Consider the following 21,774-nt stretch of genomic DNA (forward strand, 5'->3'; position numbering starts at 1 on the left):
GTGGGAGGATGGGCAGCTCGTTCACGATCGATTCCTTGTGACGTCGTACGCTTACGCGATGTTCATGGCCGCACGCGGCACGTAATGCAGTGCGCGGCGCTCCAGCCAGACCACGGCGGCGTAGGCGGCGATACCGATGACTGTCAGGCCGGCGATGGCGACGAAGACCATCGCGGTATTGCCCTGGCCTTCGCCGTACACGAGCAGATAGCCCAGGCCGCGGTCGCCGCCGACGAGTTCGCCGACGGTCACGCCGATCACGGCCAGCGTCGACGCGATGCGCAGCCCCGCGAAGAGCGCCTGCATGGCCGACGGGAATTCGACGAAGCGGAAGATCTGCCAGCGGCGGCCGCACAGGGCACGCACCAGATTGACCATGTCCGGATCGACCGAGCGCACCGCACCCAGCACGTTGATCATCACGGGGAAGAAGACGATGAGTACGGCCACCAGGATCTTCGGGTAGATCGTGTAGCCCATCCACATCACGAACAGCGGTGCGAACGCGACCTTCGGCGCGATTTGCAACGCAAGGATGTACGGCGAAAGCATGGCTTCGGTCGACGGCGACAAGCCGAGGATCACGCCGATCAGCACGCCCAGCGCCGAGCCGATCACGAAGCCCGCAATGACTTCGAGCGCCGTCACGCCAATATGCAGCCAGAGGTTCTCGACCTCGAACATGCGCACGCCTTCGACGAGCGTCGACGAGAGCTTCGGCAGCACGAACTCAGGCACGCCGAACGCCGACGGGCCCCATTGCCACACGGCCGCGAAGATCAGCAGCAGCAGGAAGCTGCCGGCGGTCAGTTGCGTTTTGGAAAGGGATTTCATAGCGGAGATTCCAGTGTCTTGTGCTTGATTCGCTGAGATGAGCGGCGGTGATTCGTCGGGAGCGGTGGCGCGATCAGCCGAGGTGATCGTCGCGACCGACCTTGAGCAGTTCCATCAGATGCGCGACGTATTCGTTCATCCCGGCCTGCTTGCGGCGCTCGATAGGGTTCTCGCGATGCGGCAGATCGACGGTGATCTCTTCGATGATCGTGCCCGGTCGTTCGCTCATCACGAACACGCGATCCGACAGCGCAATCGCTTCGGCGAGATCGTGGGTGATCATCAATGCGGTCTTGCCCTCGGCGGCGAGCATCTGTGCGAGATCCTGCTGGAGCACCATCTTGGTCTGTGCGTCGAGCGCCGAGAATGGCTCGTCCATGAGCAGCACGTCCGGCTCGACGGCCAACGTCCGGGCGAGCGCGGCACGCTGGCGCATGCCGCCCGACAACTGATGCGGGTAGTGATTCTCGAAGCCCTTGAGGTGACAGCGCGCGAGCAGCGCTCTGGCGACTTCCGCGCGTTCGGCCTTGTGACGGCCGCGAATCTGCATGCCCAACTCGACGTTCTTCTGAATGGAGCGCCACGGCATGAGCAGATCCTTTTGCAGCATGAACGCGACTTGCTGCGACGGACCGCGCACCGGCTTGCCCGCAAGCGTCACCTGCCCTTCGCTCGGCGCGTAAAGACCGGCGCCCATGTTGAGCAGCGTGCTCTTGCCGCAGCCGCTCGGACCGATCAGCGAGACAAACTCTCCAGCCTTGATGCCGATGGACACATTCGACACGGCCGTCATCTCGCCCTTGCCCTGACGATTTTTGAACCGACGCGTGACGCCGTGGTACTCGATAGCGAACGGCAGAGGCGTTGCCCCCGGCTGCGCCTGACGGGCTTCGGCATAGGCCTCGGCTACGTTTGCGTCCTTCAACTGAATCGACCTGAGCATGGGAAACCACCGTGTTTCTGGATGTTCAACTTGCTTCGGGCAACGTGCGACGTCTGTTCCGGTGCACGGCTTGCCAGCCTGTCTTTCTCTTTCGCACAACGTCTCATTGGTGAAACATTGATTTACTTATGGATCAATTATAGGGAGTGACACGCGCAGTCAAAATTGTTTTTTGCCTAGGGGAAACCCGGATCCACCGGCCCGACGGACGATGGACGATGGACGACGAGGGGCGTACACGACCTCGGCGGCATCTCGCGTCCCTGACAACGTTGACAGCTGACGCGGGTCATGACGGTGTGCGCAAATGAAGCCCCAGCCGACGAAGAGGCAGCGATATCGTGACCACTTCACTTTCCGCTCGTCGCCCGCCCATATCGCGCACCGCCCGACGTGGCGCGTTGCGGGCGCTTCTTGGATGGCTCGCTTGCACGGCGGGCGGGCATGCGTATGCCATTGACGGTACCGACATCGCCTACCTGATGAATCAGCGCTATCAGGCGACGCCGAGCAAGTGCGCAGCGAATCGCCCCGCATGGATGTGCGCCGGCGTTCTGGTGCGCCCCCTGCCCGGCGACGCGTCGGCGTCGCTGACGTATCTGACGGAAAGCGAGCGAGCGCTGGGGTCGGCGAACGTCGCGTACTTGCGCAGGGATCTTGGGACTTCCGAGTTGTCGACGAGCGCCGGGATCATCTTCGCCGACGGGTTCACCGCCGCCGGATGGCAATTGCCCCTTTCCCCCCGGTGCGTCTATCCGGTCGCCGTCGCGCCGCCGTCGGGCACGCCATCGAACGGTTGCGATCTGACGTCGCCCGTGACGCGCGCCGCCGAGCCGGGCTCGTGCGCCGCCCACAACGTCACCGATGCCGCCGGTTGGCTACAGCATTTCGCGAGTGCGGACAACGACCCCGGGAAACAATGCTCGTTGAACGCCGCGAACGATCAGCAGTTCGCATCGACGCTGCAGGCGCATCAAGCGGCGGATCCCCGCGTGGCGACGAACGCTGTCGTCATGCTGCTGCCGGCCTGGCAACCGGATGCGGTGCAAAAACTGCCGATTCAGGCGTTCTTTTACGACGTGAATCACGGCGGTCAGTTGCCGCAAGCGCAGCGCTATCAACGTCAGTATTTCGACGCCACGGGAAAATGGCTGCCCATATTGCGCGTTGCGATCGCTGCCGGCGCCACGTCGTTCGGCTTCGACGAGCGCGATCAACTCGACGACGGAGAGCGCGTCGCAGCCCGGTTGAACGCCCGGTTCGCGGACGTGCGCGAGTGCCCTGGCGATCAGTCGGCATTCGTATGCAGTGGCGTGATCGTGCGAATCACCGGCTATGGCGAGAACTTTCACTCGTGGAATTTGAGTCCCACCAATATCCGGTTGAACGGTGTGGCGACGACGTGGATGCGACTCGACGCAGAAGTGTCGGGACTCGCTTACGGGGCCGGAGAAGGGTTCGCCTTTTCGGCGCTCGATGCCCCCGCGCAGGTAAAACTCGAGCCGCAGTGCTTCTACCCGAGCGACGGGTATACCTCGTTGCGCGAGACACGATGCGGCAAGTGGCCGACACACCCGACGAGCGCCTCGTGCGCCTCCCTCGGCATTCGCACCCTGAGCCAATGGCAAGCGCATTACGCAGTCACCAGCTATATGCATCAATGTTCTCTCGGCGTGGACAAGACGTCTTTTCAGCTCGGCATCGATGCGCGCCGTACGCTGAAAAAGCCGCACACCATCGCGGAGTCGTGGAACGAACTGATTCTTGCCGTATGGCCGGCCGACATCCCGACATCGCTCCCGATCGAAGCCATCGTTTATACGCCAGGCAGACTGGCAGGCGCGCAGTACATTCAGCAGGACTACTGGAGCGTGACCGGGCGCTTCTTGCCGGTGATTCAGGTCGATGTCGCCAAACGTCCGCAAGCACCCTTCGTCTACGCCCCCGCGGATCAGGCGAGCGCAGACGCCCCTCGGAAGTAGTCCGCGAAGCCTGCTTGCAGGAGGCTCCCCTACAACAATCGCTCAGCATTAAAAAACGCCGGCGGGCGATGGCCGGCCGGCGCGTCAAGAGAGACCACTGGGTGAATCTGCTGCGCGTCAGAACGAGTGATGCACGCCCGACATGATCACGAGCTGGTTCGAGGTGGACGACGGACTGATCGTGTTGATCGCCGTGACCGCACCGTTGCCGCTCGCGTGCTGATACGCGCCGCTCACGTACACCTGTGTACGCTTGGAGAAGGCGTAGACGTCACCGAGGCTGACCTGCGTCCAGCGTTTGCCGGACATGTTGGTCGTGGCTGCCCCGAAAGTGATCGTGTTGGCAACGCTCGTCGCATAGTTCACGCCGCCGTCGAATGACTGATACGTGTCGCTGCCGCCCGGCGACTGAAGCTTCACACGCGTGTACAACGCATGCAGCAGCCATGGTCCGAAGCCGTAGGAAACACCCGCCCCCATGTTCTCGACATTCTTCGCCGCGTACGTCGCGACCGGCTGCCCCTGGAACGTCGCGCCGCCGAGCACGGCAACGTTCGGCGTGCGGTCGTTCTCGTTCGAGTACACCGCCGACGCCTTGAAGCCGCCGTTCGTGTAGTTCGCGGCCACACTCCACTTGCGCCCGGTGGCGAAGTTCGTGGTGTTACCGAGCGAGATCATCGCCCCCGCCTTGAAGCCCCGGAAGTCCGGCGTCACGTAACGCACCGAGTTGTCGGTCTGCACCACGGACGTGTTCGCAAGTTCATCGAGGTTGCCCGGGTGGAACATGTACCAGTTCATGCCCAGATAGGCCGTGCTGAACGGGCCCAGCCAGTCGAAGTTGAACGAGGTCATGTGACCGATGGTGACGGTGCCCATCTTGTCCGACTGCAACCCGACCCACGACTGACGATTGAACATCGCACCAGCCTTGAGCGTGTTGCCCGTGAGCGTCGAGAAGCCGTTCTCCAGCAGGAAGATGGCGCGATTGCCGCCACCGAGATCCTCCACGCCGCGCAGCCCCCAGCGATCCGGCTGCGAACCGCCCTGTTGCGCGATCCAGTTCGCCTTGCCACCCTGGTTGTTCACGAAGGCCACCCCGGCATCCAGGCTGCCGTATAGCGTGACGTTGCTCTGCGCGTGCGCAGCAACCGGCACGCCCGTGGCCAGCAGCATCGCCGCCGCCCACCGGGTCATGCCCGGGATCCGCCCCATCGGAAACCGCTTCATCTGTGTACCCCCGTCGTTCAATGATGTTCGATGATTCAAGAACGATGGATACGTCCGGCATGTCGCACGCAAACCGGCCAGGCCCCGCCGATTGTGCCCCCTGCACGCGCCCACCTTTTCGTTCCATCTGTGAAACGTTGGATTACTTATGAAACCAACTGTGCAGAGCTTAGGCCAGGAGACGCCCGGTGCTCGCAGCGGAGATACACGAATTGATGGCGAGAAATTGGCGTGCTAACGCGCGGATGCCGATCCACGGGTGAACCGTCTTTGCCCTACATGGCAAGGTGCCGAACGTCCCGCCCGCGTTGCCGGAAGTCCCGCGCCGCGGACATTGCGCACTGCACGCGATGCTCAGGATTTACCCGAGGAGGACTTGCGATCGATCGAATCAAAAACAATAATATTTGAACGATATGTTCATATTTGAACGTTTTATTTTTTCCGATTTACGTCTCTTTCGTCAAAGGATGTCCCCATGCAACCTCCTCTCATCGGCATCAACGGTGCCGGCATCGGCGGTCTGGCCGCTGCCATCGGTCTGCTGCGCGCAGGTTTTCGGGTGCGCGTTTATGAGTAGGCGGCACAGTTCGCGCGTGTCGGGGCGGACATCAACCTGACGCCGAACGCCGTACGTGCGCTCGACGGGCTGGGGGTCGGCGACGAATTACGCAAGACGGCCGCGCAACCGAGTCACCGCATCAGCCGCACCTGGGATTCCGGGGAGGAGACGTCGCGACTCGAGATGGCGCAGACCGCACAGACGAAGTACGGTGCGCCGCAACTCACGATGCATCGCGCGGATCTGCTGCAAGCGCTGGAGCAAGCCGTGCCTGCCGAATCGATTGCGCTTGGCAAGAAACTCGTGTCGTTCGAAGCCCCGGGCGAGGGCCGGACAGGGCGCATTCGGTTGACGTTTGCGGATGGCACCCACGACGGCGTCGATGTGCTGATCGGTGCGGACGGCATCCACTCGGTGGTGCGCACGGGCCTGTTCGGCAAGGAGTCGCCCGAGTTCACGGGGGTGGTTGCGTATCGCGCGGTGGTGCCCGCCGAGAGGCTGGCCGGCGTACCGAACCTCGGTGCGTTCACGAAGTGGTGGGGGCCGACGCCGTCGAGTCAGATCGTGACGTTCCCGCTCAACCTCGGCCGCGACATCTTCGTGTTTGCGACGACACCGCAGGACAGCTGGACGCTCGAATCGTGGACTGCGCCAGGCGACGTGCAGGAGTTGCGCGCCATGTACGCCGACTATCACGCTGAAGCCCGCGCCCTGCTCGATGCCTGCGACAGCGTGCTGAAGTCGGCGCTGTATGTGCGCGATCCGCTGCCGCGCTGGTCGCAAGACCGCGTGTCGCTGCTCGGCGACGCGTGCCATCCGATGATGCCCTTCATGGCGCAAGGCGCCGGCATGGCGATCGAGGATGCTGTGGTACTGTCTCGCCACCTGACGCAGGCCGGTCCGATGGCGGATGCCGCGACACTCGCCGGCGCGCTGGCGAACTACGAGGCCGCGCGTCGCGAGCGCACGGCCCGCGTGCAGATCGGCTCGCGCGGCAATCAGTGGCTCAAGGAAGGCGGCAACGCCGATTGGGTGTACGAATACGACGCGTGGCAAGTACCGCTCGCTGCCTGAGACGTGGGCTAGCCGGCAGCGCCATCACGCGCTGCCCGCCGTGGGCAGCCGTGACGATCGTTCGCGGCGAGTGCGCCCTCACGCACGCTCGCCGACGCGCTGGGAAGATGCAGGCAACGCAAACGGGCGAGGACAATGGCCCTCCCCTCTCCCGTCCAACTCCGACGAGGAGTCAATAAAGGGTCGAAGAGGGGTCGACGAGGAGTCGACGAACGGTAACGAATGGAATCGAACGCATGACGAAAGCATCGCCCGCTGACGCGCCCAACATGGGTCCGACCGCAACCGACGCTCAGGACACCACGCAAACCGGCCTCGTGACGCCGGTCATGCGCGCGTTGAAGTTACTGCGTTACGTGGCCGACGGCGGCTCCACGGCGAACCTGAGCGATGTTGGCCGGCGCATCGGCGTGAACCGGGTGACGGTCATGCGCCTGATCGAGACATTGCAGTTCGAAGGCGTGCTGGAACCCCTGCCACACGGCGGTCATCGTCTCGGGCTGGGGTTTCTGACGCTGGCGGCCAGCGCACTGGCTGGCGAGGATCATCTGGCGACAGCCCGTCGCGTCCTTGCGCGAGTAACGAGTGAGACCGGCCTGTCGAGTTACCTGACGGTGCTCGACGGTGCGCAGCTTCGGTATCTGTTGTGCGAGACACCGTCCCTGCCGCTCGTGAGCAACATCCGTGCGGGCAGTCGTGTCACGGCGCATCTCACGGCGCCGGGCCGCTCGCTGCTCGCGCATCTGAGTACCGAGCGCCGCCGTGCGCTGCTGGGTCCCGAGCCTCTGGCCGCCGCCACGGCGCAAAGTGCGCGCACTTACGCAGCGCTCAATACGCAGTTGGCACGCGACCTCGAAGCGGGATGCGCCTGGAGCCAGGACGGTTTCGAAGCCGGTATCGACGCCTGCGCCGCAGCGGTACTGGACTCGCACGGCAGACCGCTCGCAGCGCTCAGCGTGGCGGGTCCGCGCTCACTGGTCGGCACCGACGCGGGCACGCGCGAGCGCACGGCGCGCGCCGTCAAGTCGGGCGCCGCCGATCTGGCAGTCTTACTGGCAGACGCGCCAGCATTCCTCGCAGCAGCGGAACGCGCTTGACGCGTCGATTGCGCCTCCGAAGTCGACCGCCGTCTCCCTGCGCACACGGTGCGCCATCCGATCGGAACCCGATTCGTCGGCATGACGCCGCCGTGAGGATCGCGGCTGCGCGTGCAACGCATCGGCCGACGCCGTAACACGTCGAACGCCCGCCCCGCCATCGCACTTCCCCTCGGCGCTGAGCCCCATGGGTCCCCGGCCTCGCGCGTGCCGCGGGCCAACGCTCTCCTCACGCCTCGCCCCCCCTGGATTTTTGTATCGCAGTGTATCTGCCGGGCTCCCGGAAACATGCCGTTGCACTGCCCCGCTTGCGCGGAAACATGCCGGCTACATGGCCGGGGTCAAATACCAACACGCAAGAAGCACGGTGCCTCTTGCGCAGTATCGACCCAACAGGCCCGACTGCCGGGCTACCCCTTCAGCCTCAGGAGAAATCTTCATGAAACTCGTTAAAGTCATCGCGCTTGCCGCACTCGCCGTCGCCCCTGCCCTCTCGTTCGCCCAATCGTCGAGCGGTGTCACACGCGCGCAGGTTGTCGCCGAGTTGGAACAGCTCGAACAAGCCGGTTTCAATCCGGCAAGCGACAACACGCAGTACCCGGCCGGTATCCAAGCTGCGCTGGCACGCATTCATGCCAGCGGCAACACGGTGGCAAGCGGCGCCTCCAATGCCGAGACGCCTCGCGCAGCGGCAAACCATGCATCCGCCCAGAACGACGTCACGGGCGTAGGTTCGATCTACGCACATTCGTGATCGCAACAGCATTCGCGGTCGGCGGCGTCGACCTAGCCAAGTCCCGGTATTACTGATTGCACTGAGCCATGAAAATCGACACATCTCCCGCTTCTGCCTCGCCATCACGGCGCAGGTTCGTCAGCGCGGCCGCAGCGACGGTTGCGGCCGGCTCGCTGAGTCCGCTCGTTCGCGCGGCCACGAACGAAACCGTCTTCACGGCTGCACCGACCGATCGCGAGGCGCCCGAAGCGATTCGGCGCATTCGGATACATGCGCAGGAAGCACAGCTCGTCGACTTGCGACGACGTCTTCGCGCAACGCGCTGGCCGGAGCGAGAGACCGTGGCCGACGACTCGCAGGGTGTTCCTCTGGCCATGGTCAAGGAACTGGCGCATCACTGGTCGACCGACTACGACTGGCGGCGATGCGAGCAACGGTTGAACGCATTACCGAACTTCGTGACCGAAATCGACGGGCTCGATATCCACTTCATTCATGTGCGCTCCAAACATGAGAACGCCATGCCGTTGATCGTCACACACGGCTGGCCAGGGTCGGTAATCGAACAACTGAAAATCGTCGATCCTCTGACCGACCCGACGTCCCATGGCGCGAGTGCCGACGACGCCTTTCATCTGGTCATACCGTCACTGCCCGGCTATGGATTCTCGGGCAAACCGACCACGACCGGGTGGGGTCCCGAGCGCACCGCGCGGGCCTGGGTCGTGCTGATGAAACGGCTCGGCTACGAGAAATTTGCGGCGCAAGGCGGAGATCTCGGCGGCGTGGTCGCGAACGTCATGGGCAAACAAGCCCCACCGGAACTGTTGGGAATTCACGTCAACTTTCCGGCGACCGTGCCGGCAGATATCGCCAAAGCGTTGCAAAGCGGCGCACCGCCGCTGCCGAGTCTGTCGGCAGAGGAGCGGCATGCCTACGAACAATTGGCGAGTGCCGCCGCGAAACGACGCGCTTACGCATTGGAAATGGGCACGCGCCCACAAACCCTTTACGGCCTGGCGGATTCGCCCGTTGGCCTTGCCGGCTGGTTGCTCGACCATGGCGACGGCTACGTGCAGCCCGCCGCCGCACTGACGTCAGCCGTGTTCGGACGTGCGGTCAATGGTGAGTCGGCGGGCGCCATGACACTGGATGACCTGCTCGACAACTTCACGCTGTACTGGCTCACCAACACGGGCGTTTCGGCGGCACGGTTCTATTGGGAGTCGCATTTCAATTTTCTGGCCGCCGCCGATGCGTCGGTGCCCGCCGCCGTCAGCGTGTTCCCGCGCGAGAATTATCAGGCGCCGCTGAGCTGGACCAAACAGGCGTATCACCAACTGATCTATTACAACCGCGTCGACAGAGGCGGACACTTCGCGGCGTGGGAGCAACCGGAACTGTTCGCCAACGAAGTGAGAGCCGGCCTTCGCGCCTTGCGGAAGGCTTAGGCCAACCGCAAGCCGTCGCCGGTGACTTCGCCGGTGACGTCGTCGAGCACGGACGAGGTCGCCGGTGCTCTGGCAGAGCCAGCCCGATCAACGGCCGGCTCTGCCAGAGACTTTCATCCGGACGAACCGGCGCGATCAGGCCGCAGGACGGTAGGCGGCACAAAGCTTGTTTCCATCTGCATCGCGCAAATACGCGAGATACAACCCACTGCCTGCCGGCCCCCGCCAGCCCGGTGCATTCTCCGCCGACTGCCCGCCGTTGGCCACACCAGCGGCGTGCCAGTCGTCGACCTCAGCGCTCGATCGGCACGTAAAGCCGATCGTGCCGCCGTTTGCGGGCGACGCGACCTGTCCGTTGATCGGCTCCGTGACAAAGAAAGCCCCCGTGCTTGTGCGATACGCATAACGCCGACGCGACCCGTTGTCATCGAGGCGGCCCTCGCCGATACCGAGTGCCCCCAGCACGGCGTCATAGAACCGCTTTGCATTCTCAAGGTTGTTCGTTCCCACCACGACATGACTAAACATCGATAAATTCTCCACGAAAAATTCAAACGTTCACAACGACAAACCGCATCAATCAACCTCGACATTCATCTCGATCTCGACGCACGCACCTAAAGGAATCTGCGTGACGCCGAACGCCGAACGCGCGTGCCGGCCGCGCTCGCCGAACAATGCCACGAGCAGTTCGGATGCACCGTTGGTCACCCGATGCTGCTCGATATAGTCCGGCGTCGAGTTGACCAGACTCATCAGTTTGACGACACGGGTCACGCGGTTCAGATCCCCCAGATGCGCGTGCAGCGTCGCCAGGAGATCGACAACGACTGCGCGCGCAGCGGCATACCCCTCGTCGGTTGTCATGCTATCGCCGAGTTTGCCGGTCCACACTTGCCCGTCTCTTTTGGCGATATGGCCGGACAAACATACCAAGTTGCCGGTTTGCGCGCACATGGCATACGCGGCCGCAGGCGATCCGGCGAGCGGCAGTTCGATCCCTAACGCCTTCAGTCTGGCGTAGACATCCTGTTCAGACATGTGATTCTCCGTTGTGACGACATATTTCACGCGAGGGCTATGCGGGCACCGTTTCGCGGCTGAATCTGTCCATTTCGCGAACGAGACTGTCGGCCGCCAGCGTGACCAGCGCCCCGCCTCTTTCCCTCGACGCCTGAGCCGGGTCCGATCCCATGCGCCCGTCGGCAAACCGTGCGCGAAAGTCCAGCGCTTCGCGTATCGGGCCCGATGGGGCGATCTGCGGGGTGTAATGGGCCGTCTTGATCGTTTCGGGAAGTGCCCACTGCGTGATGGCGATTTCGGAGGGCGTTGCGTGGGCGCCGTGCCCCTCGGGGAATTGCGCACGCGCCAGTTCACCCACCCCTTCGAGGTCCCACCAGTTGCACAGCGTCATGGCGAAGCCGAGGCGTCGCTTCGCGAAACTCGCCTCGGCATAGATTTCGGAAAATGCGGCTTCGATCGACGCAACATTACCGCCGTGGCCGTTCAGGAACAGGATCTTTTCGAAGCCGTGCACCGCCAACGAGCGGACCCAGTCGCCGATGGCGGCGATGAAAGTCGATGGACGCAGCGAGATCGTGCCCGCGAATCCAAGGTGATGCTGCGCCATGCCGATGTTGAAGGTGGGTGCGATCAGAATATCGGCACGCTTGTGCGCCTCGTGCGCGATGATTTCCGGGCATAGCCAGTCCGTTCCCAGCAGCCCTGTCGGACCATGCTGTTCGTTGGAGCCAATCGGAACGACGATCGAGCGGCTACGTTGCAGGTATTGCTCGATCTCGGACCACGTCGACAGATGTAAAAGCATTTCGGATTCTCTCCATTGGTATGCACCGCAAGTTGCGCGGTGCATTGAATCAGCCGCCGCCAGCCGACCGGCGGCGGCCCCTTTCCAGATACGTCGGACATATGTCGATCGCGGGGGACGACAGCTTCCCCGATCGTCATTCGGCCGGGAGTTTGTTCGTGAACAGGAGTACCGCGCCGCAGCCCGCCAAGGCCGCGATGATCAGCATTCCCAGGTGAAGATTTCCCGTCGATGTCTTGGCCCATCCGATGATGGCGGGCCCCCAGAATCCGCCCGACAGTCCGATCGTATTGATCAGTGCGATTCCGCCGGCGGCCGCGTCGCCTTTGATGTATTGAGGGGGGATCGCCCAGAAGACGGTATAGGCCATCCACAACATCGTCGTTGCCAGCGTCACCAGCACGAGCGAGGCGAAGAGGTGGCCGTCCGTGAGAACGAACGCGGCGAGCAGAACCCCGGCGAGCAGTGCCGGCACCGAACTGTGATAGCGCCTTTCCCCGCAGGCATCCGATCGACGACCGATCAGGACCATGCCGATCGCCGCACCGACGTAAGGAATGGCGGCGTACCAGCCGAGCAAAAGCGTATCTTCCACGCCTTGCGATTTGACAATGGTGGGCACCCAGAAACTCATGGCATAGATGGACGCGATGATGCAGAAATACGCGCAAGCCAGCACATAGACTTTGGGGTTACGCAAAACCGCCTTGAAGGAATGCCCGTGGCCGGTCCCGGTCATCGCGAGTTCGCTATCCAGCACGCGCTTTTCTTCGTCACTCAGCCAACGGGCTTGCGCAGGCCGATCCGACAGCACGAACAGTGTCAGGACTCCCAGTACGATGCACGGCGCCCCTTCGACGAGAAACATCCATTGCCATCCGGCAAGACCGGCCTTGCCGGCCAGCGCCGTCATCAGCCAGGCCGACACCGGACCGCCGACAATTCCCCCGATCGGCCCGGCCAGGAACACGATGGCGATGGCTCGCGCCATGCGTGACGGCGGGTACCAACGGGACAAGTAGAAAATCATGCCGGGTGCGAAGCCCGCTTCGAAAATACCCAGCAGAAAACGCATGGCGTAAAACATCTCCACATTGCGCACGAACAGCATGCTCGCGGAGGTGATGCCCCAAAGGACCAGGATGCGGCTAAACGTCTTGCGAGCACCGATTTTGGGCAGCATTAAGTTGCTGGGGATCTCGAACAGTACGTAGCCGATGAAGAATATGCCCGCCCCGACACCGTATGCCGCGTCCGAAAAGTGAAGGTCGCTTTGCATTTGCAGTTTTGCAAAGCCGACATTGACCCGGTCCAAGTAGGCGAATAGATAACAGATCAGCAGGAACGGAAGAATCCGCCAGTTGAGTCTGTCGTAAAGCGCGGGAACATCGCGCCCGGCGATCGCCGTCTGAATGGTTGCCATGCTCGTCTCCTTTACCCATGTTGTTTTCAGCGGATTCGTGGGTGCATCTTGGAGAGGACGAAATACTCTAGCAATAGCAACTAAGTTCACATTGCGTTGCTTCGTGAGCAACGGTTAAGATTCCGCCCATCGGGGGCAAACCGGTAGCCGGAGCGGCTACCGAGACGGGGGATGCGATCCATGCGGGAAATCAATCAGCAGCGCCTGCGTTATTTCTATGAAGTGCTGACGCACGGCACGATCCGGGGTGCGGCGGACCACCTCAATACGTCGCCCTCGGTGATCACACGGCAGATCAAGCTGCTGGAAGATGAGTTGGGCGCGATGCTTTTCGAGCGGCAGGCCCGAGGCGTCAAGCCGACCGAGGCGGCAGCACATCTGCTGGAGTTCTGGCGGGGATATCGCTCGCACCAGGAGAAGCTCGAAGATCGCCTTCATGCGTTGAAGGGCTTGCGGCAGGGTCACGTCCAATTGGTCATGAGCGAGGGGTATGCCGATGTGCTCGTCGATGAAGTTCTGACACCGTTTTGCGCGCAATATCCCGAATTGAGCATCGGCGTTCAGAGCCTCGGCGTGGATGACATCCTTAACGAAGTCGCGGAGAGCCGCGCGCACATCGGCCTTGCGTATAACCCGCCGCCCCACGAGCGCATCGAGTATCGCGCCACGTCCTCCCAGCCTGTCGTCCTGCTCGTGCGCCCCGGCCACCCGCTGGCGGTGAGCGGCCGGGCAGCGACGATCGACGATTTGCGCGCCTATCCGATGGCGATGATGCCGCCCACATTCGGTATCGGCCACGCGGTGAAGATGCTGGAGTTTGCAGAAAACATCGAACTCCGCCCGACGCTCGTTTCCAACTCGCTCACCACGCTCAAGCGGATCGTCGAGTCGAGCGATTTCGTCACGTTCGTCGGTGAATTTGCGGCGTATCGCGAAATCGCCGCAAGCGAGTTGACGATCGTCCCGATCGACCATCCCTTGTTTCAGGGCGCCAAGGCACGGTTGCTCGTGAGGTCGGGCAGGCCGCTCGTGGCCGCCGCGCAGGAACTACTCGACTGGATACTGGCCCGCATGTCCATGTTCTCGGAATCGGGCGACGCCAGCCAGGCTTAGCGAAGCGACTGCCCGGCGACTTCTGCGTCATGGACATCGACCGTGCGCCCACGAGCCATCTGGCATTACGTCGCAGTCCTTTTATTTAAGATATTTATTAGAGCGTTAATTCGAACGCACATCGCTTTTCGATGTGCTCGATGGCCTTATTCCATCGGGGTTTCGAGGCTTTTCGTTCTTCGCAATGCATTGTTGCGCCGTATGCGGTTACTCCTGCGACATGGACGTCCTACCTTAGAGGCGTAGGCGGTGCCGGACTCAAAAATGCGCCGGCCGACCACCAAGAAAAGCAATGACAGGAGAAAAATCATGACCCGCACACTTTCCCATCTGATGATCGCTGCGACCCTTGGCCTGGCTGCGGTTCCGGCCGCTTTCGCAGGCACTGGCGGTAACGGTTATCCGGACGAAAACTTCTTCTGGCAATCGAGCGTGTATAGCGAAAAGCTGGCCGTGCCGCGCGCCCAGGTGCGTCAGGAACTGATGCAAGCGCAAGGCTCGCTCATCCAGACCGATAGCCAGTACCCGGTGCTGAAGACCTACGGCACCCCGATCAGTGGCCGCGTGCACGGCTCGACCGAGTTGATGAACTCGACGTATCGGGGTAATTGATCGGAGCGTTCGCTGTCGATGCGTCGATCGTCAGGACACCGCAAACGACCGGCGCTTGCGATGTCGGGAGAATTTGACGAATAGAACGAATTGGACGAATCGAGTGAGTCGGACCAATGCAACCGCTTTGATTGCCGTCTCGGCATAAATACCGGAAGTCATTCGCACCCCGCCCCCTGCCGGCGGGGTGTTTCTTTTGGATGACGTGTGTCGTTGCGTGTCGACGGATCAGGCGGCGATGGCGGAAAGCTGACGCTCGCCTAGCGGCGTGACGCGCAACGCACGCGCCTCGCGTGTGGGTTCGAGCCATTTGGCGTCAAGACAGGTGCTGAGGAGCACTGCGCCCAAAGCGCCGCCGAGATGTGGCTTGCGCTCGCTCCAGTCGGGGCAGGTGCAGGCGAAACGACGGCGTCGGGCGCGAGCGATGTCGAGGTCGACGCCGAGGCCGGTAAGACCCTCGGTACCTGCCTCGGTCAGTGTCACGTCGCTACCGTCAATCCGGAGCCAGTGCCGGTCGTGCATCCTGGCAAAAAGATCGACGGCGATTTCCCCTGCGAGATGGTCGTAGCAGGTTCGGGCGTGACGCAACGGAACCGGCGTCGCGCGACTCACCGGCACCGGACGCGGCCGAAGCTCGCGCGTAGCTAGCACTGCACTGGCGAGCGCCTCGATAGCAGCCGCCGTCTCAGGCGTGGCAATCCGGAAATAGCGATGGCGCCCGCGCGATTCCTGCGCGAGCACGCCACCGTCGACGAGGCGAGCTAGATGCCCGCTGGCGCTGGACGGCGATAGCCCGGCGACAAGCGCCAACTCTCCGGCAGGACGAGCAGACCCGTCCATCAGCGCCCAAAGCATGGTCATGCGACCGGGATCGGCGAGAAGCGCGGCAAGCGAACTGACACCCGGGGTCGGGTCACGCACGGTGTCCACGGCAAGACTCCATCAGAGAACATGCATCGCAGTATAGGCCCGGCGATGCGCTCGACACTTCACAACGCGATGAAACGTGCCCGTCGTCAAAAAGCGCATGCTTGGCCGCATTGACACCCACACTCCCGGCCATCGACATGCCCTTCACTAACGCCGACGCCTTTGCCGCTTCGCATCCCAACCACGCTCCCGCCAACCCCATCGACGCCGTCGTCCACCCCGATCCGTACCCGTATTACGCGTCGCTCGCCGCGCAGCAGCCGTTCGGTTTCGATGCGTCGCTCGGGATGTGGGTCGCGGCGGGGCCAGAAGCGCTCGCTGAAGTGCTGCGGCACCCGGCTTGCGGCGTACGGCCCGCGGGTGGGGCGGTGCCGCCTGCATTGGCAGCCGGTCCTGCCGGGGAATGGTTCGGCGCACTCGTGCGCATGAACGACGGCCCCGCCCACGGCGCGATGAAGCCGTGGCTGGCGGCACGACTCGCTGCGCTGCACGCGGACCGGGCCGCCCTCGTCAGACTGCACGACGCCACTCAGGCCGCCTGTGCCGATGCATATCTCGGTCGCGGAAAAGCGCCCGGTGCTTGTCTCGACGACTTCGTCTTCCGGCAGCCGGTCTACGCACTCGCCGCCTGGCTGGGCGTGCCCGCCGCGCAATGGGCCGACGTCCATGACGATGTCCGGCGACTCGTCGCAGCGATGGCGGCGTCCGGCAAACCGTCACCGGACACAGACGTGCTGTCACTGGGTCACACCGCCGCCACCGCCCTTCGCCGTCGCGCCACCCGGTGGCTCGACAGCGAAGGCATACCCGGGACATGGCTGCGCGAGACGGCCCGCCGCGCCGCGCGCGACGACGCCATCGACTTCGGCATGGTGCGCGCGAATGTCGTCGGCCTCTTCACGCAGACACACGACGCCTGCGCAGGACTCGTGGCCAACAGCGTTCGACGGCTGGCCCGAATTGCCGCCACAGGTGAAACACCCGGCGCATCGATCAACGCACCGGGCCACGACGCAACGGGTGCCGTTTCCGCAACGACCGCCGACGCGATCCGAACCGTCGGCGACGTGATCCGCGTCGATCCGCCCATACAGAACACGCGCCGATTCCTGCATGCGCCCGCCGTCATCGGCGGGCACACGCTCGCCAAAGGAGACACGATTCTCGTCGTGCTGGCCTCCGCGCCGTCAGGCACCTCGCCCGACGGCGTCGCCTGGACCTTCGGAATCGGCACCCATGCCTGCCCGGGGCGCTCGCCCGCCAGCACCATTGCAGCCCTCGGCGTGCAGGCAATTCTCGACAGCGCCGTGGATCTGGCCCCCCTCGCCAGCGGTACGACTTACCACCCGCTGGCAAATGCCCGCATCGCCCGGTTTTCCGCATAGGGGCTGGCGCATCGCATCGATCCAGTCGGCCCGACGATGATGTTTTATCTGATGGAACTTTAATTTCAACAGATAAAACATGGTTTCGATTCCTGGAACCCAATGAATACAAGGCTTTGCGCGCCCCCGCATCGTCGTTTCAAGAATTCGTGCAGGATGACGCTTTCCCCTCGCCGCTCCCCTGTCGCGCCATTCCCGGGCACGATGGATGCTCGGCCGTCTACTGCGCCGCTCTCATGTCCGACACACTTACCGACGGTATGCCCACGCCCGCACGGCTTTGGGCCATTGCGACCGTGATGCTCGCGATCTCGCTCTCCGTCCTCGACAGCGCCATCGCCAACGTCGCGCTGCCAACCATCGCGCGCGACCTGAACACCAGTCCCGCCACGTCGATCTGGATCGTCAACGCCTATCAGCTCGCCATCACCATCTCGCTGCTGCCGCTCGCAGCGCTCGGCGAGATCGTGAGCTATCGGCGGGTCTACACCGTGGGCCTCGCGCTCTTCACCGTGGCGTCGCTGGCCTGCGCGCTGTCCGACTCTCTCGTTACGTTGACGCTCGCACGCGTGGCCCAAGGTTTCGGCGCAGCCGGCATCATGAGCGTGAATACCGCGCTGGTGAAGGCCATCTATCCGTCGCGCTGGCTGGGACGCGGCGTCGCGCTCAATTCGCTGATCGTTGCGGTGTCGTCCGCCGTCGGGCCGACGATTGCCGCCGGCGTGCTGTCCATCGCCCACTGGCCGTGGCTCTTCGCGATCAACGTGCCGCTGGGCATCGTCGCGTTCGCCATCGCCGTGCGCTCGCTGCCCGACAGTGCGCGGGCATCGCATTCGTTCGACTGGATCGGCGCTGTCCTCAGCGCGCTTACGTTCGGCTTGCTCATCTCCGGCATCGACTCGTTCGGTCACGGTCAGGAGCGCTGGCTCGTGGCGGTCGAACTCGTGGCGGCCGTCGTCATCGGTACGGTCTTCGTGCAACGCCAGCGCAACCAGCCCGTGCCGCTGCTGCCCGTCGACCTGCTGCGTATCCCGATTTTCGGGCTGTCGATCTGTACGTCAATGGCGTCTTTCTGTGCGCAAATGCTCGCGTTCGTCTCATTGCCGTTCTTTCTTCAGGACACACTCGGTTTCGATCATGTGCGCACCGGCCTGCTGATGACGGCGTGGCCGCTCACTATCGTCGTCATCGCCCCGGTGGCCGGACGGCTGCTCGAGTACTACAAGCCCGGCTTGCTCGGCGCCATCGGACTGGCCGCGTTCGCGCTCGGTCTGCTCGCGCTCGGCCTGCTGCCCGCGCAGCCGACCACGCTCGATATCGTCTGGCGGATGGCTTTGTGCGGATTCGGCTTCGGCCTGTTCCAGTCGCCCAACAATTACGCGATGCTGATGTCCGCGCCGAGGCATCGCAGCGGCGGGGCGAGCGGCATGCTGGGCACGGCGCGCCTGACCGGGCAGACGACCGGGGCCGCGCTCGTGGCGCTCGTTTTCAGCGTCGCGCCACAGGGGTACGGCACGCGCGCGTCGCTGTACGTGGCGGCCGCTTTCGCGGCGGTCGCCGCCGTCGTCAGCAGCCTGCGCACCCTGCCCGCCGCGCAGCCGGACACGAAATCGTCGCACGGATGAGTCGGCGCGCAACTGTGGGCCGATGCGGCTTACGTCGGTATTGGACGTCAGCATCGGAGATCGGCATGGGCGCCTGGCGTCGACGCGGGGCGCCCTTGAGCCGCGTCGGTTCCGGGCGGTCTGGCCGCATTCATCCGACCGACCGTCCGGCCGTGCTACACTGCCGACCTTTTACGGCTCGCCCGCGCGGGCCGCAAATGCCATGAGTTTCTGCGCCATCGATTTCGGCACTTCGAATTCTGCCGTCGCCGTGCAAAGCGGCGGCGCCATGCGTCTGGTCGAACTGGAAGCCGGCTACGGCACGCTGCCCACGGCGGTGTTTTTCAACGCCGACGAGGGCGGTCGCGCCTCGTTCGGCCGTCAGGCTGTCTCCGACTATATCGATGGCTACGACGGGCGTCTGATGCGCTCGCTCAAAAGCCTGCTCGGTTCCTCCCTGATCGAAAGCACCACCGACCTCGGCAACGGCTCGGCGATGCGCTATATCGACATCATCGCCACGTTCCTGCGGCACCTGCGCACGCACGCCCTCAAGGCCGACGGCGGTGAACTGCGTCATGTGGTCATGGGCCGCCCGGTGTTCTTCGTCGACGACGACCCCAAGGCGGATGCCGCCGCACAGCGCTCGCTCGAACAAAGCGCACGCGACGTGGGTTTCAAGGACGTTCACTTCCAGTTCGAACCGATTGCCGCCGCCTTCGATTACGAATCGCGTCTCACACATGAGCAACAAGTACTCGTCATCGACATCGGTGGCGGTACGTCGGACTTTTCGCTGGTGCGCGTCGGCCCGGAGCGGGCGCGTCATCTGGATCGCAAGGACGACGTGCTCGCGCACCACGGTGTGCACATCGCAGGCACGGACTTCGACCGCCGCATCGAACTGGCGACGATTCTGCGCGAACTCGGCTACAAGGCGCTCGGCCCGGACGGCAAGGAAGTGCCGAACCGCATCTACTTCGATCTGGCCACGTGGCACCTGATCAACACCGTCTATACACCCAAGCGGGTCGGTGAATTGGCGCTCACGGCGCATCTGTATGCGGATCCGGCGCATCATCGCCGCCTCATGCGCACTGTCGAGCAACGCCTCGGACATGCGCTCGTGGGCCATGCGGAAGATGCCAAGATCGCAGTGTCCGCCGGTGGCGATACGCGCATCGATCTCTCGGTGATCGAGCGCGAACTGAGCGTCGCGTTCTCGGAAGCCGCGTTGGTGGAGGCCGTGAGCGACGAGATCGCCAGCATCACGGCGGGCGCGGTGCACACGGCGTCGCTCGCGGGGCTGCGTCCGGAAGACGTGGATGCGCTGTACTTCACCGGTGGCTCGACCGGCTTGCGCTGTCTGTCCGACGCCATGTGCGCCGCATTCCCGAAGGCCACGCCGGTCTTCGGCGACCGTCTTGCGAGCGTAGCGCTCGGCCTCGGTATTCACGCGAAGCGGGTGTTTTCCTAATCGCCTCGTGGCCCACCGACCCCACGTTCACCGCATTCCATCGCATCAAATGAAAAAGCGCGCGACCAGCAGGTCAGCGCGCTTTTTTCATGCCATGAATCACACGGATCGGTTCACACCAGCAACTGCCAAAGCACCAACGTCATCACCAGCCCCACCACGGACACGATGGTCTGCAAGACGGACCAGACCCACAGTGTCTCCTTGAGCTTCAGGCCGAAGTACTCGCGCACCATCCAGAAACCCGCGTCGTTCACGTGGCAGAAAAACACCGAACCCGCGCCGATCGACAAGGCGATGAGCGAACCCTGCACCGGCGGCAGATGCATCACGAGCGGCGCGACAATGCCGGCCGTGGTCGTGGTCGCGACCGTGGCCGAGCCCGTCGCCTGACGCAGCGCCACAGCGATCAGCCACGCCAGCAAAATCAACGGCATATGTGTGCCGACCGCCACCTTGCCGATGGTCGTGGCAATCCCCGCCGTGACCAATGCCTGCTTCAGACCGCCACCCGCACCGATGGTCAGCAGCAGCCCGGCAATCGGCGGCAACGCACGGCGCAGCGTCTCGCCCACGCGGGCGCGCGGCACACCGCGTCCCCATCCCAGCACGACGATGGCAACGACGACCGTCAGCGCCAGCGCAATGATCGGTTCGCCCAGAAAGTTGAGCGCCTCGAATAGCGGTGTCTCGGGCGTAAGCGCCACCTTCGCGAGCGTACGACCCAGCATCAGCACCACCGGCAGCAGAATCACCAGCAGCGCCGCCGCGAACGGCGGCGGTGCGATGTCGTCGTCTCGCCTGGTGAAGAGCTCGCCCAGTTGCTGCGGCGCCTGCACCGGCAGACGCGGCGCGAGCCACATGCCGTACAGCGGTCCCGCAAGCATCACCGCCGGAATGGCGATCAGCAGCCCGAGCCCCATCGTCATGCCCAGATCCGCATGCAGCGCCGACACGGCGATCAGCGGGCCCGGATGCGGTGGCACCAGCGCATGCAGCGTCGTCATGCCCGCCAGCGCCGGGATCGCGACACGAAGAATCGGCGTATCGGCACGGCGCGCCATCACGAAGATGATCGGCACCATCATGACCAGACCGACTTCGAAGAACAGCGGCAAGCCGATGATCATCGCGACGAGCGCCATCATCCACGGCAACGCCGCCCCCTTCGCGAACTTGAGCAGCACGGTCACGATGCGATCCGCCGCGCCGGTGTCGGCCATCAACGCCCCGAGCATGGCCCCGAGCGCGATGATCATGCCCGCGTCGCCAAGCAAACTTCCCGCCCCCTTGCTGAACGAACTGGCCACCGCTTCGAGCGGCAAGCCGGCACCAAGCCCCGCAATGAACGTGCCGATGAGAATCGACAGGAACGGCGAGAGCTTTAGCGCGCTGATGAAAACGATGATGGCCACGAGGCCGACGAGACAGGACAGCAGAAGGCGAGTGTCGTGCGCTGCCCAAGGCACGACGTGGTTGACTATCTCCACGATGAT

18 protein-coding genes and 1 pseudogene are annotated in these 21,774 nt (G+C 63.7%); 10 read left to right on the forward strand and 9 right to left on the reverse strand.

Going from position 1 to position 21,774, the window contains the following annotated elements; genetic code table 11:
* Positions 1 to 51: 51 nt before the first annotated feature.
* On the reverse strand, positions 52 to 834 hold the full coding sequence (locus PAN31108_RS12050) for an ABC transporter permease (protein WP_150669087.1): 783 nt from the start codon (positions 832 to 834) through the stop codon (positions 52 to 54).
* 73 nt (positions 835 to 907) lie between these two features.
* Positions 908 to 1,777 (reverse strand): ABC transporter ATP-binding protein, encoded by an 870-nt coding sequence (locus PAN31108_RS12055; RefSeq protein WP_150669088.1) that lies wholly within the window; start codon positions 1,775 to 1,777, stop codon positions 908 to 910.
* Between the two features lie 341 nt (positions 1,778 to 2,118).
* Between PAN31108_RS12055 and PAN31108_RS12060 the strand changes: the two genes are divergently transcribed.
* Positions 2,119 to 3,759: a hypothetical protein gene (locus tag PAN31108_RS12060; RefSeq protein ID WP_150669089.1), complete on the forward strand. Its 1,641-nt coding sequence runs from the start codon at positions 2,119 to 2,121 to the stop codon at positions 3,757 to 3,759.
* Positions 3,760 to 3,876: 117 nt separating this feature from the next.
* Here the strand turns inward: PAN31108_RS12060 and PAN31108_RS12065 are convergent, their stop codons facing one another.
* Complete coding sequence (locus PAN31108_RS12065; protein WP_174994950.1) at positions 3,877 to 4,953, reverse strand: porin; 1,077 nt, start codon at positions 4,951 to 4,953, stop codon at positions 3,877 to 3,879.
* A gap of 511 nt (positions 4,954 to 5,464) precedes the next feature.
* On the opposite strand from PAN31108_RS12065, the pseudogene PAN31108_RS12070 reads away from it, so the two are divergent.
* The 4 genes and pseudogenes from PAN31108_RS12070 (at position 5,465) to PAN31108_RS12085 (ending at position 9,906) form a co-directional block, all read left to right on the forward strand.
* Positions 5,465 to 6,622 (forward strand): annotated as a pseudogene (locus PAN31108_RS12070) (FAD-dependent monooxygenase).
* A gap of 236 nt (positions 6,623 to 6,858) precedes the next feature.
* Positions 6,859 to 7,719 (forward strand): IclR family transcriptional regulator, encoded by an 861-nt coding sequence (locus PAN31108_RS12075; protein WP_150669091.1) that lies wholly within the window; start codon positions 6,859 to 6,861, stop codon positions 7,717 to 7,719.
* A 439-nt stretch (positions 7,720 to 8,158) separates the two neighbouring features.
* Complete coding sequence (locus tag PAN31108_RS12080; protein ID WP_150669092.1) at positions 8,159 to 8,473, forward strand: DUF4148 domain-containing protein; 315 nt, start codon at positions 8,159 to 8,161, stop codon at positions 8,471 to 8,473.
* A 68-nt stretch (positions 8,474 to 8,541) separates the two neighbouring features.
* Positions 8,542 to 9,906 (forward strand): epoxide hydrolase family protein, encoded by a 1,365-nt coding sequence (locus PAN31108_RS12085; RefSeq protein ID WP_150669093.1) that lies wholly within the window; start codon positions 8,542 to 8,544, stop codon positions 9,904 to 9,906.
* A gap of 135 nt (positions 9,907 to 10,041) precedes the next feature.
* On the opposite strand, the gene PAN31108_RS12090 is transcribed toward PAN31108_RS12085, so the two are convergent.
* From PAN31108_RS12090 to PAN31108_RS12105, 4 genes are all read right to left on the reverse strand, one after another.
* Positions 10,042 to 10,434 carry a VOC family protein gene (locus PAN31108_RS12090; protein ID WP_150669094.1) on the reverse strand — a complete coding sequence of 131 codons (393 nt, stop codon included), beginning with the start codon at positions 10,432 to 10,434 and terminating at the stop codon, positions 10,042 to 10,044.
* Between the two features lie 48 nt (positions 10,435 to 10,482).
* Complete coding sequence (locus PAN31108_RS12095) at positions 10,483 to 10,947, reverse strand: RidA family protein (RefSeq protein WP_150669095.1); 465 nt, start codon at positions 10,945 to 10,947, stop codon at positions 10,483 to 10,485.
* Positions 10,948 to 10,984: 37 nt separating this feature from the next.
* Positions 10,985 to 11,734, reverse strand: coding sequence for a creatininase family protein (locus PAN31108_RS12100; protein WP_150669096.1), 750 nt, complete (start codon positions 11,732 to 11,734; stop codon positions 10,985 to 10,987).
* Positions 11,735 to 11,870: 136 nt separating this feature from the next.
* Entirely contained in the window at positions 11,871 to 13,157 is a 1,287-nt protein-coding gene (locus PAN31108_RS12105; RefSeq protein WP_150669097.1) for an MFS transporter, read from the reverse strand.
* Between the two features lie 180 nt (positions 13,158 to 13,337).
* Here PAN31108_RS12105 and PAN31108_RS12110 point away from each other — a divergent pair, with 180 nt between their 5' ends.
* Both PAN31108_RS12110 and PAN31108_RS12115 read left to right on the forward strand, forming a co-directional pair.
* Positions 13,338 to 14,270: a LysR family transcriptional regulator gene (locus PAN31108_RS12110; RefSeq protein ID WP_150669224.1), complete on the forward strand. Its 933-nt coding sequence runs from the start codon at positions 13,338 to 13,340 to the stop codon at positions 14,268 to 14,270.
* 309 nt (positions 14,271 to 14,579) lie between these two features.
* Positions 14,580 to 14,882, forward strand: coding sequence for a DUF4148 domain-containing protein (locus tag PAN31108_RS12115; protein ID WP_174994951.1), 303 nt, complete (start codon positions 14,580 to 14,582; stop codon positions 14,880 to 14,882).
* A gap of 228 nt (positions 14,883 to 15,110) precedes the next feature.
* On the opposite strand, the gene PAN31108_RS12120 is transcribed toward PAN31108_RS12115, so the two are convergent.
* The gene (locus PAN31108_RS12120) at positions 15,111 to 15,743 is read right to left on the reverse strand and encodes an ArsR/SmtB family transcription factor (protein WP_246183930.1); all 633 of its coding nucleotides are present in this window, start codon (positions 15,741 to 15,743) and stop codon (positions 15,111 to 15,113) included.
* A 206-nt stretch (positions 15,744 to 15,949) separates the two neighbouring features.
* Here PAN31108_RS12120 and PAN31108_RS12125 point away from each other — a divergent pair, with 206 nt between their 5' ends.
* The 3 genes from PAN31108_RS12125 (at position 15,950) to PAN31108_RS12135 (ending at position 20,278) form a co-directional block, all read left to right on the forward strand.
* Positions 15,950 to 17,197, forward strand: coding sequence for a cytochrome P450 family protein (locus PAN31108_RS12125; protein WP_150669100.1), 1,248 nt, complete (start codon positions 15,950 to 15,952; stop codon positions 17,195 to 17,197).
* A gap of 236 nt (positions 17,198 to 17,433) precedes the next feature.
* Positions 17,434 to 18,822: an MFS transporter gene (locus tag PAN31108_RS12130; protein ID WP_150669101.1), complete on the forward strand. Its 1,389-nt coding sequence runs from the start codon at positions 17,434 to 17,436 to the stop codon at positions 18,820 to 18,822.
* 202 nt (positions 18,823 to 19,024) lie between these two features.
* Positions 19,025 to 20,278, forward strand: a complete 1,254-nt coding sequence (locus PAN31108_RS12135; protein WP_150669102.1) for an Hsp70 family protein — start codon at positions 19,025 to 19,027, stop codon at positions 20,276 to 20,278.
* A 113-nt stretch (positions 20,279 to 20,391) separates the two neighbouring features.
* On the opposite strand, the gene PAN31108_RS12140 is transcribed toward PAN31108_RS12135, so the two are convergent.
* Entirely contained in the window at positions 20,392 to 21,768 is a 1,377-nt protein-coding gene (locus PAN31108_RS12140) for a GntT/GntP/DsdX family permease (RefSeq protein WP_246183913.1), read from the reverse strand.
* Positions 21,769 to 21,774 lie beyond the last annotated feature (6 nt).

The sequence above is a fragment of the Pandoraea anhela genome (assembly GCF_902459655.1).
In the GTDB taxonomy this organism is placed as follows: domain Bacteria; phylum Pseudomonadota; class Gammaproteobacteria; order Burkholderiales; family Burkholderiaceae; genus Pandoraea; species Pandoraea anhela.

Coding starts and splice junctions, on each gene's coding strand:
- PAN31108_RS12080 (WP_150669092.1), top strand. CDS start 8,159: ATGAAACTCGTTAAAGTCATCGCGCTTGCCGCACTCGCCGTCGCCCCT.
- PAN31108_RS12130 (WP_150669101.1), top strand. CDS start 17,434: ATGTCCGACACACTTACCGACGGTATGCCCACGCCCGCACGGCTTTGG.
- PAN31108_RS12120 (WP_246183930.1), bottom strand. CDS start 15,743: ATGACCATGCTTTGGGCGCTGATGGACGGGTCTGCTCGTCCTGCCGGA.
- PAN31108_RS12050 (WP_150669087.1), bottom strand. CDS start 834: ATGAAATCCCTTTCCAAAACGCAACTGACCGCCGGCAGCTTCCTGCTG.
- PAN31108_RS12125 (WP_150669100.1), top strand. CDS start 15,950: ATGCCCTTCACTAACGCCGACGCCTTTGCCGCTTCGCATCCCAACCAC.
- PAN31108_RS12055 (WP_150669088.1), bottom strand. CDS start 1,777: ATGCTCAGGTCGATTCAGTTGAAGGACGCAAACGTAGCCGAGGCCTAT.
- PAN31108_RS12115 (WP_174994951.1), top strand. CDS start 14,580: ATGACCCGCACACTTTCCCATCTGATGATCGCTGCGACCCTTGGCCTG.
- PAN31108_RS12100 (WP_150669096.1), bottom strand. CDS start 11,734: ATGCTTTTACATCTGTCGACGTGGTCCGAGATCGAGCAATACCTGCAA.
- PAN31108_RS12090 (WP_150669094.1), bottom strand. CDS start 10,434: ATGTTTAGTCATGTCGTGGTGGGAACGAACAACCTTGAGAATGCAAAG.
- PAN31108_RS12105 (WP_150669097.1), bottom strand. CDS start 13,157: ATGGCAACCATTCAGACGGCGATCGCCGGGCGCGATGTTCCCGCGCTT.
- PAN31108_RS12095 (WP_150669095.1), bottom strand. CDS start 10,947: ATGTCTGAACAGGATGTCTACGCCAGACTGAAGGCGTTAGGGATCGAA.
- PAN31108_RS12085 (WP_150669093.1), top strand. CDS start 8,542: ATGAAAATCGACACATCTCCCGCTTCTGCCTCGCCATCACGGCGCAGG.
- PAN31108_RS12135 (WP_150669102.1), top strand. CDS start 19,025: ATGAGTTTCTGCGCCATCGATTTCGGCACTTCGAATTCTGCCGTCGCC.
- PAN31108_RS12110 (WP_150669224.1), top strand. CDS start 13,338: ATGCGGGAAATCAATCAGCAGCGCCTGCGTTATTTCTATGAAGTGCTG.
- PAN31108_RS12065 (WP_174994950.1), bottom strand. CDS start 4,953: ATGACCCGGTGGGCGGCGGCGATGCTGCTGGCCACGGGCGTGCCGGTT.
- PAN31108_RS12075 (WP_150669091.1), top strand. CDS start 6,859: ATGACGAAAGCATCGCCCGCTGACGCGCCCAACATGGGTCCGACCGCA.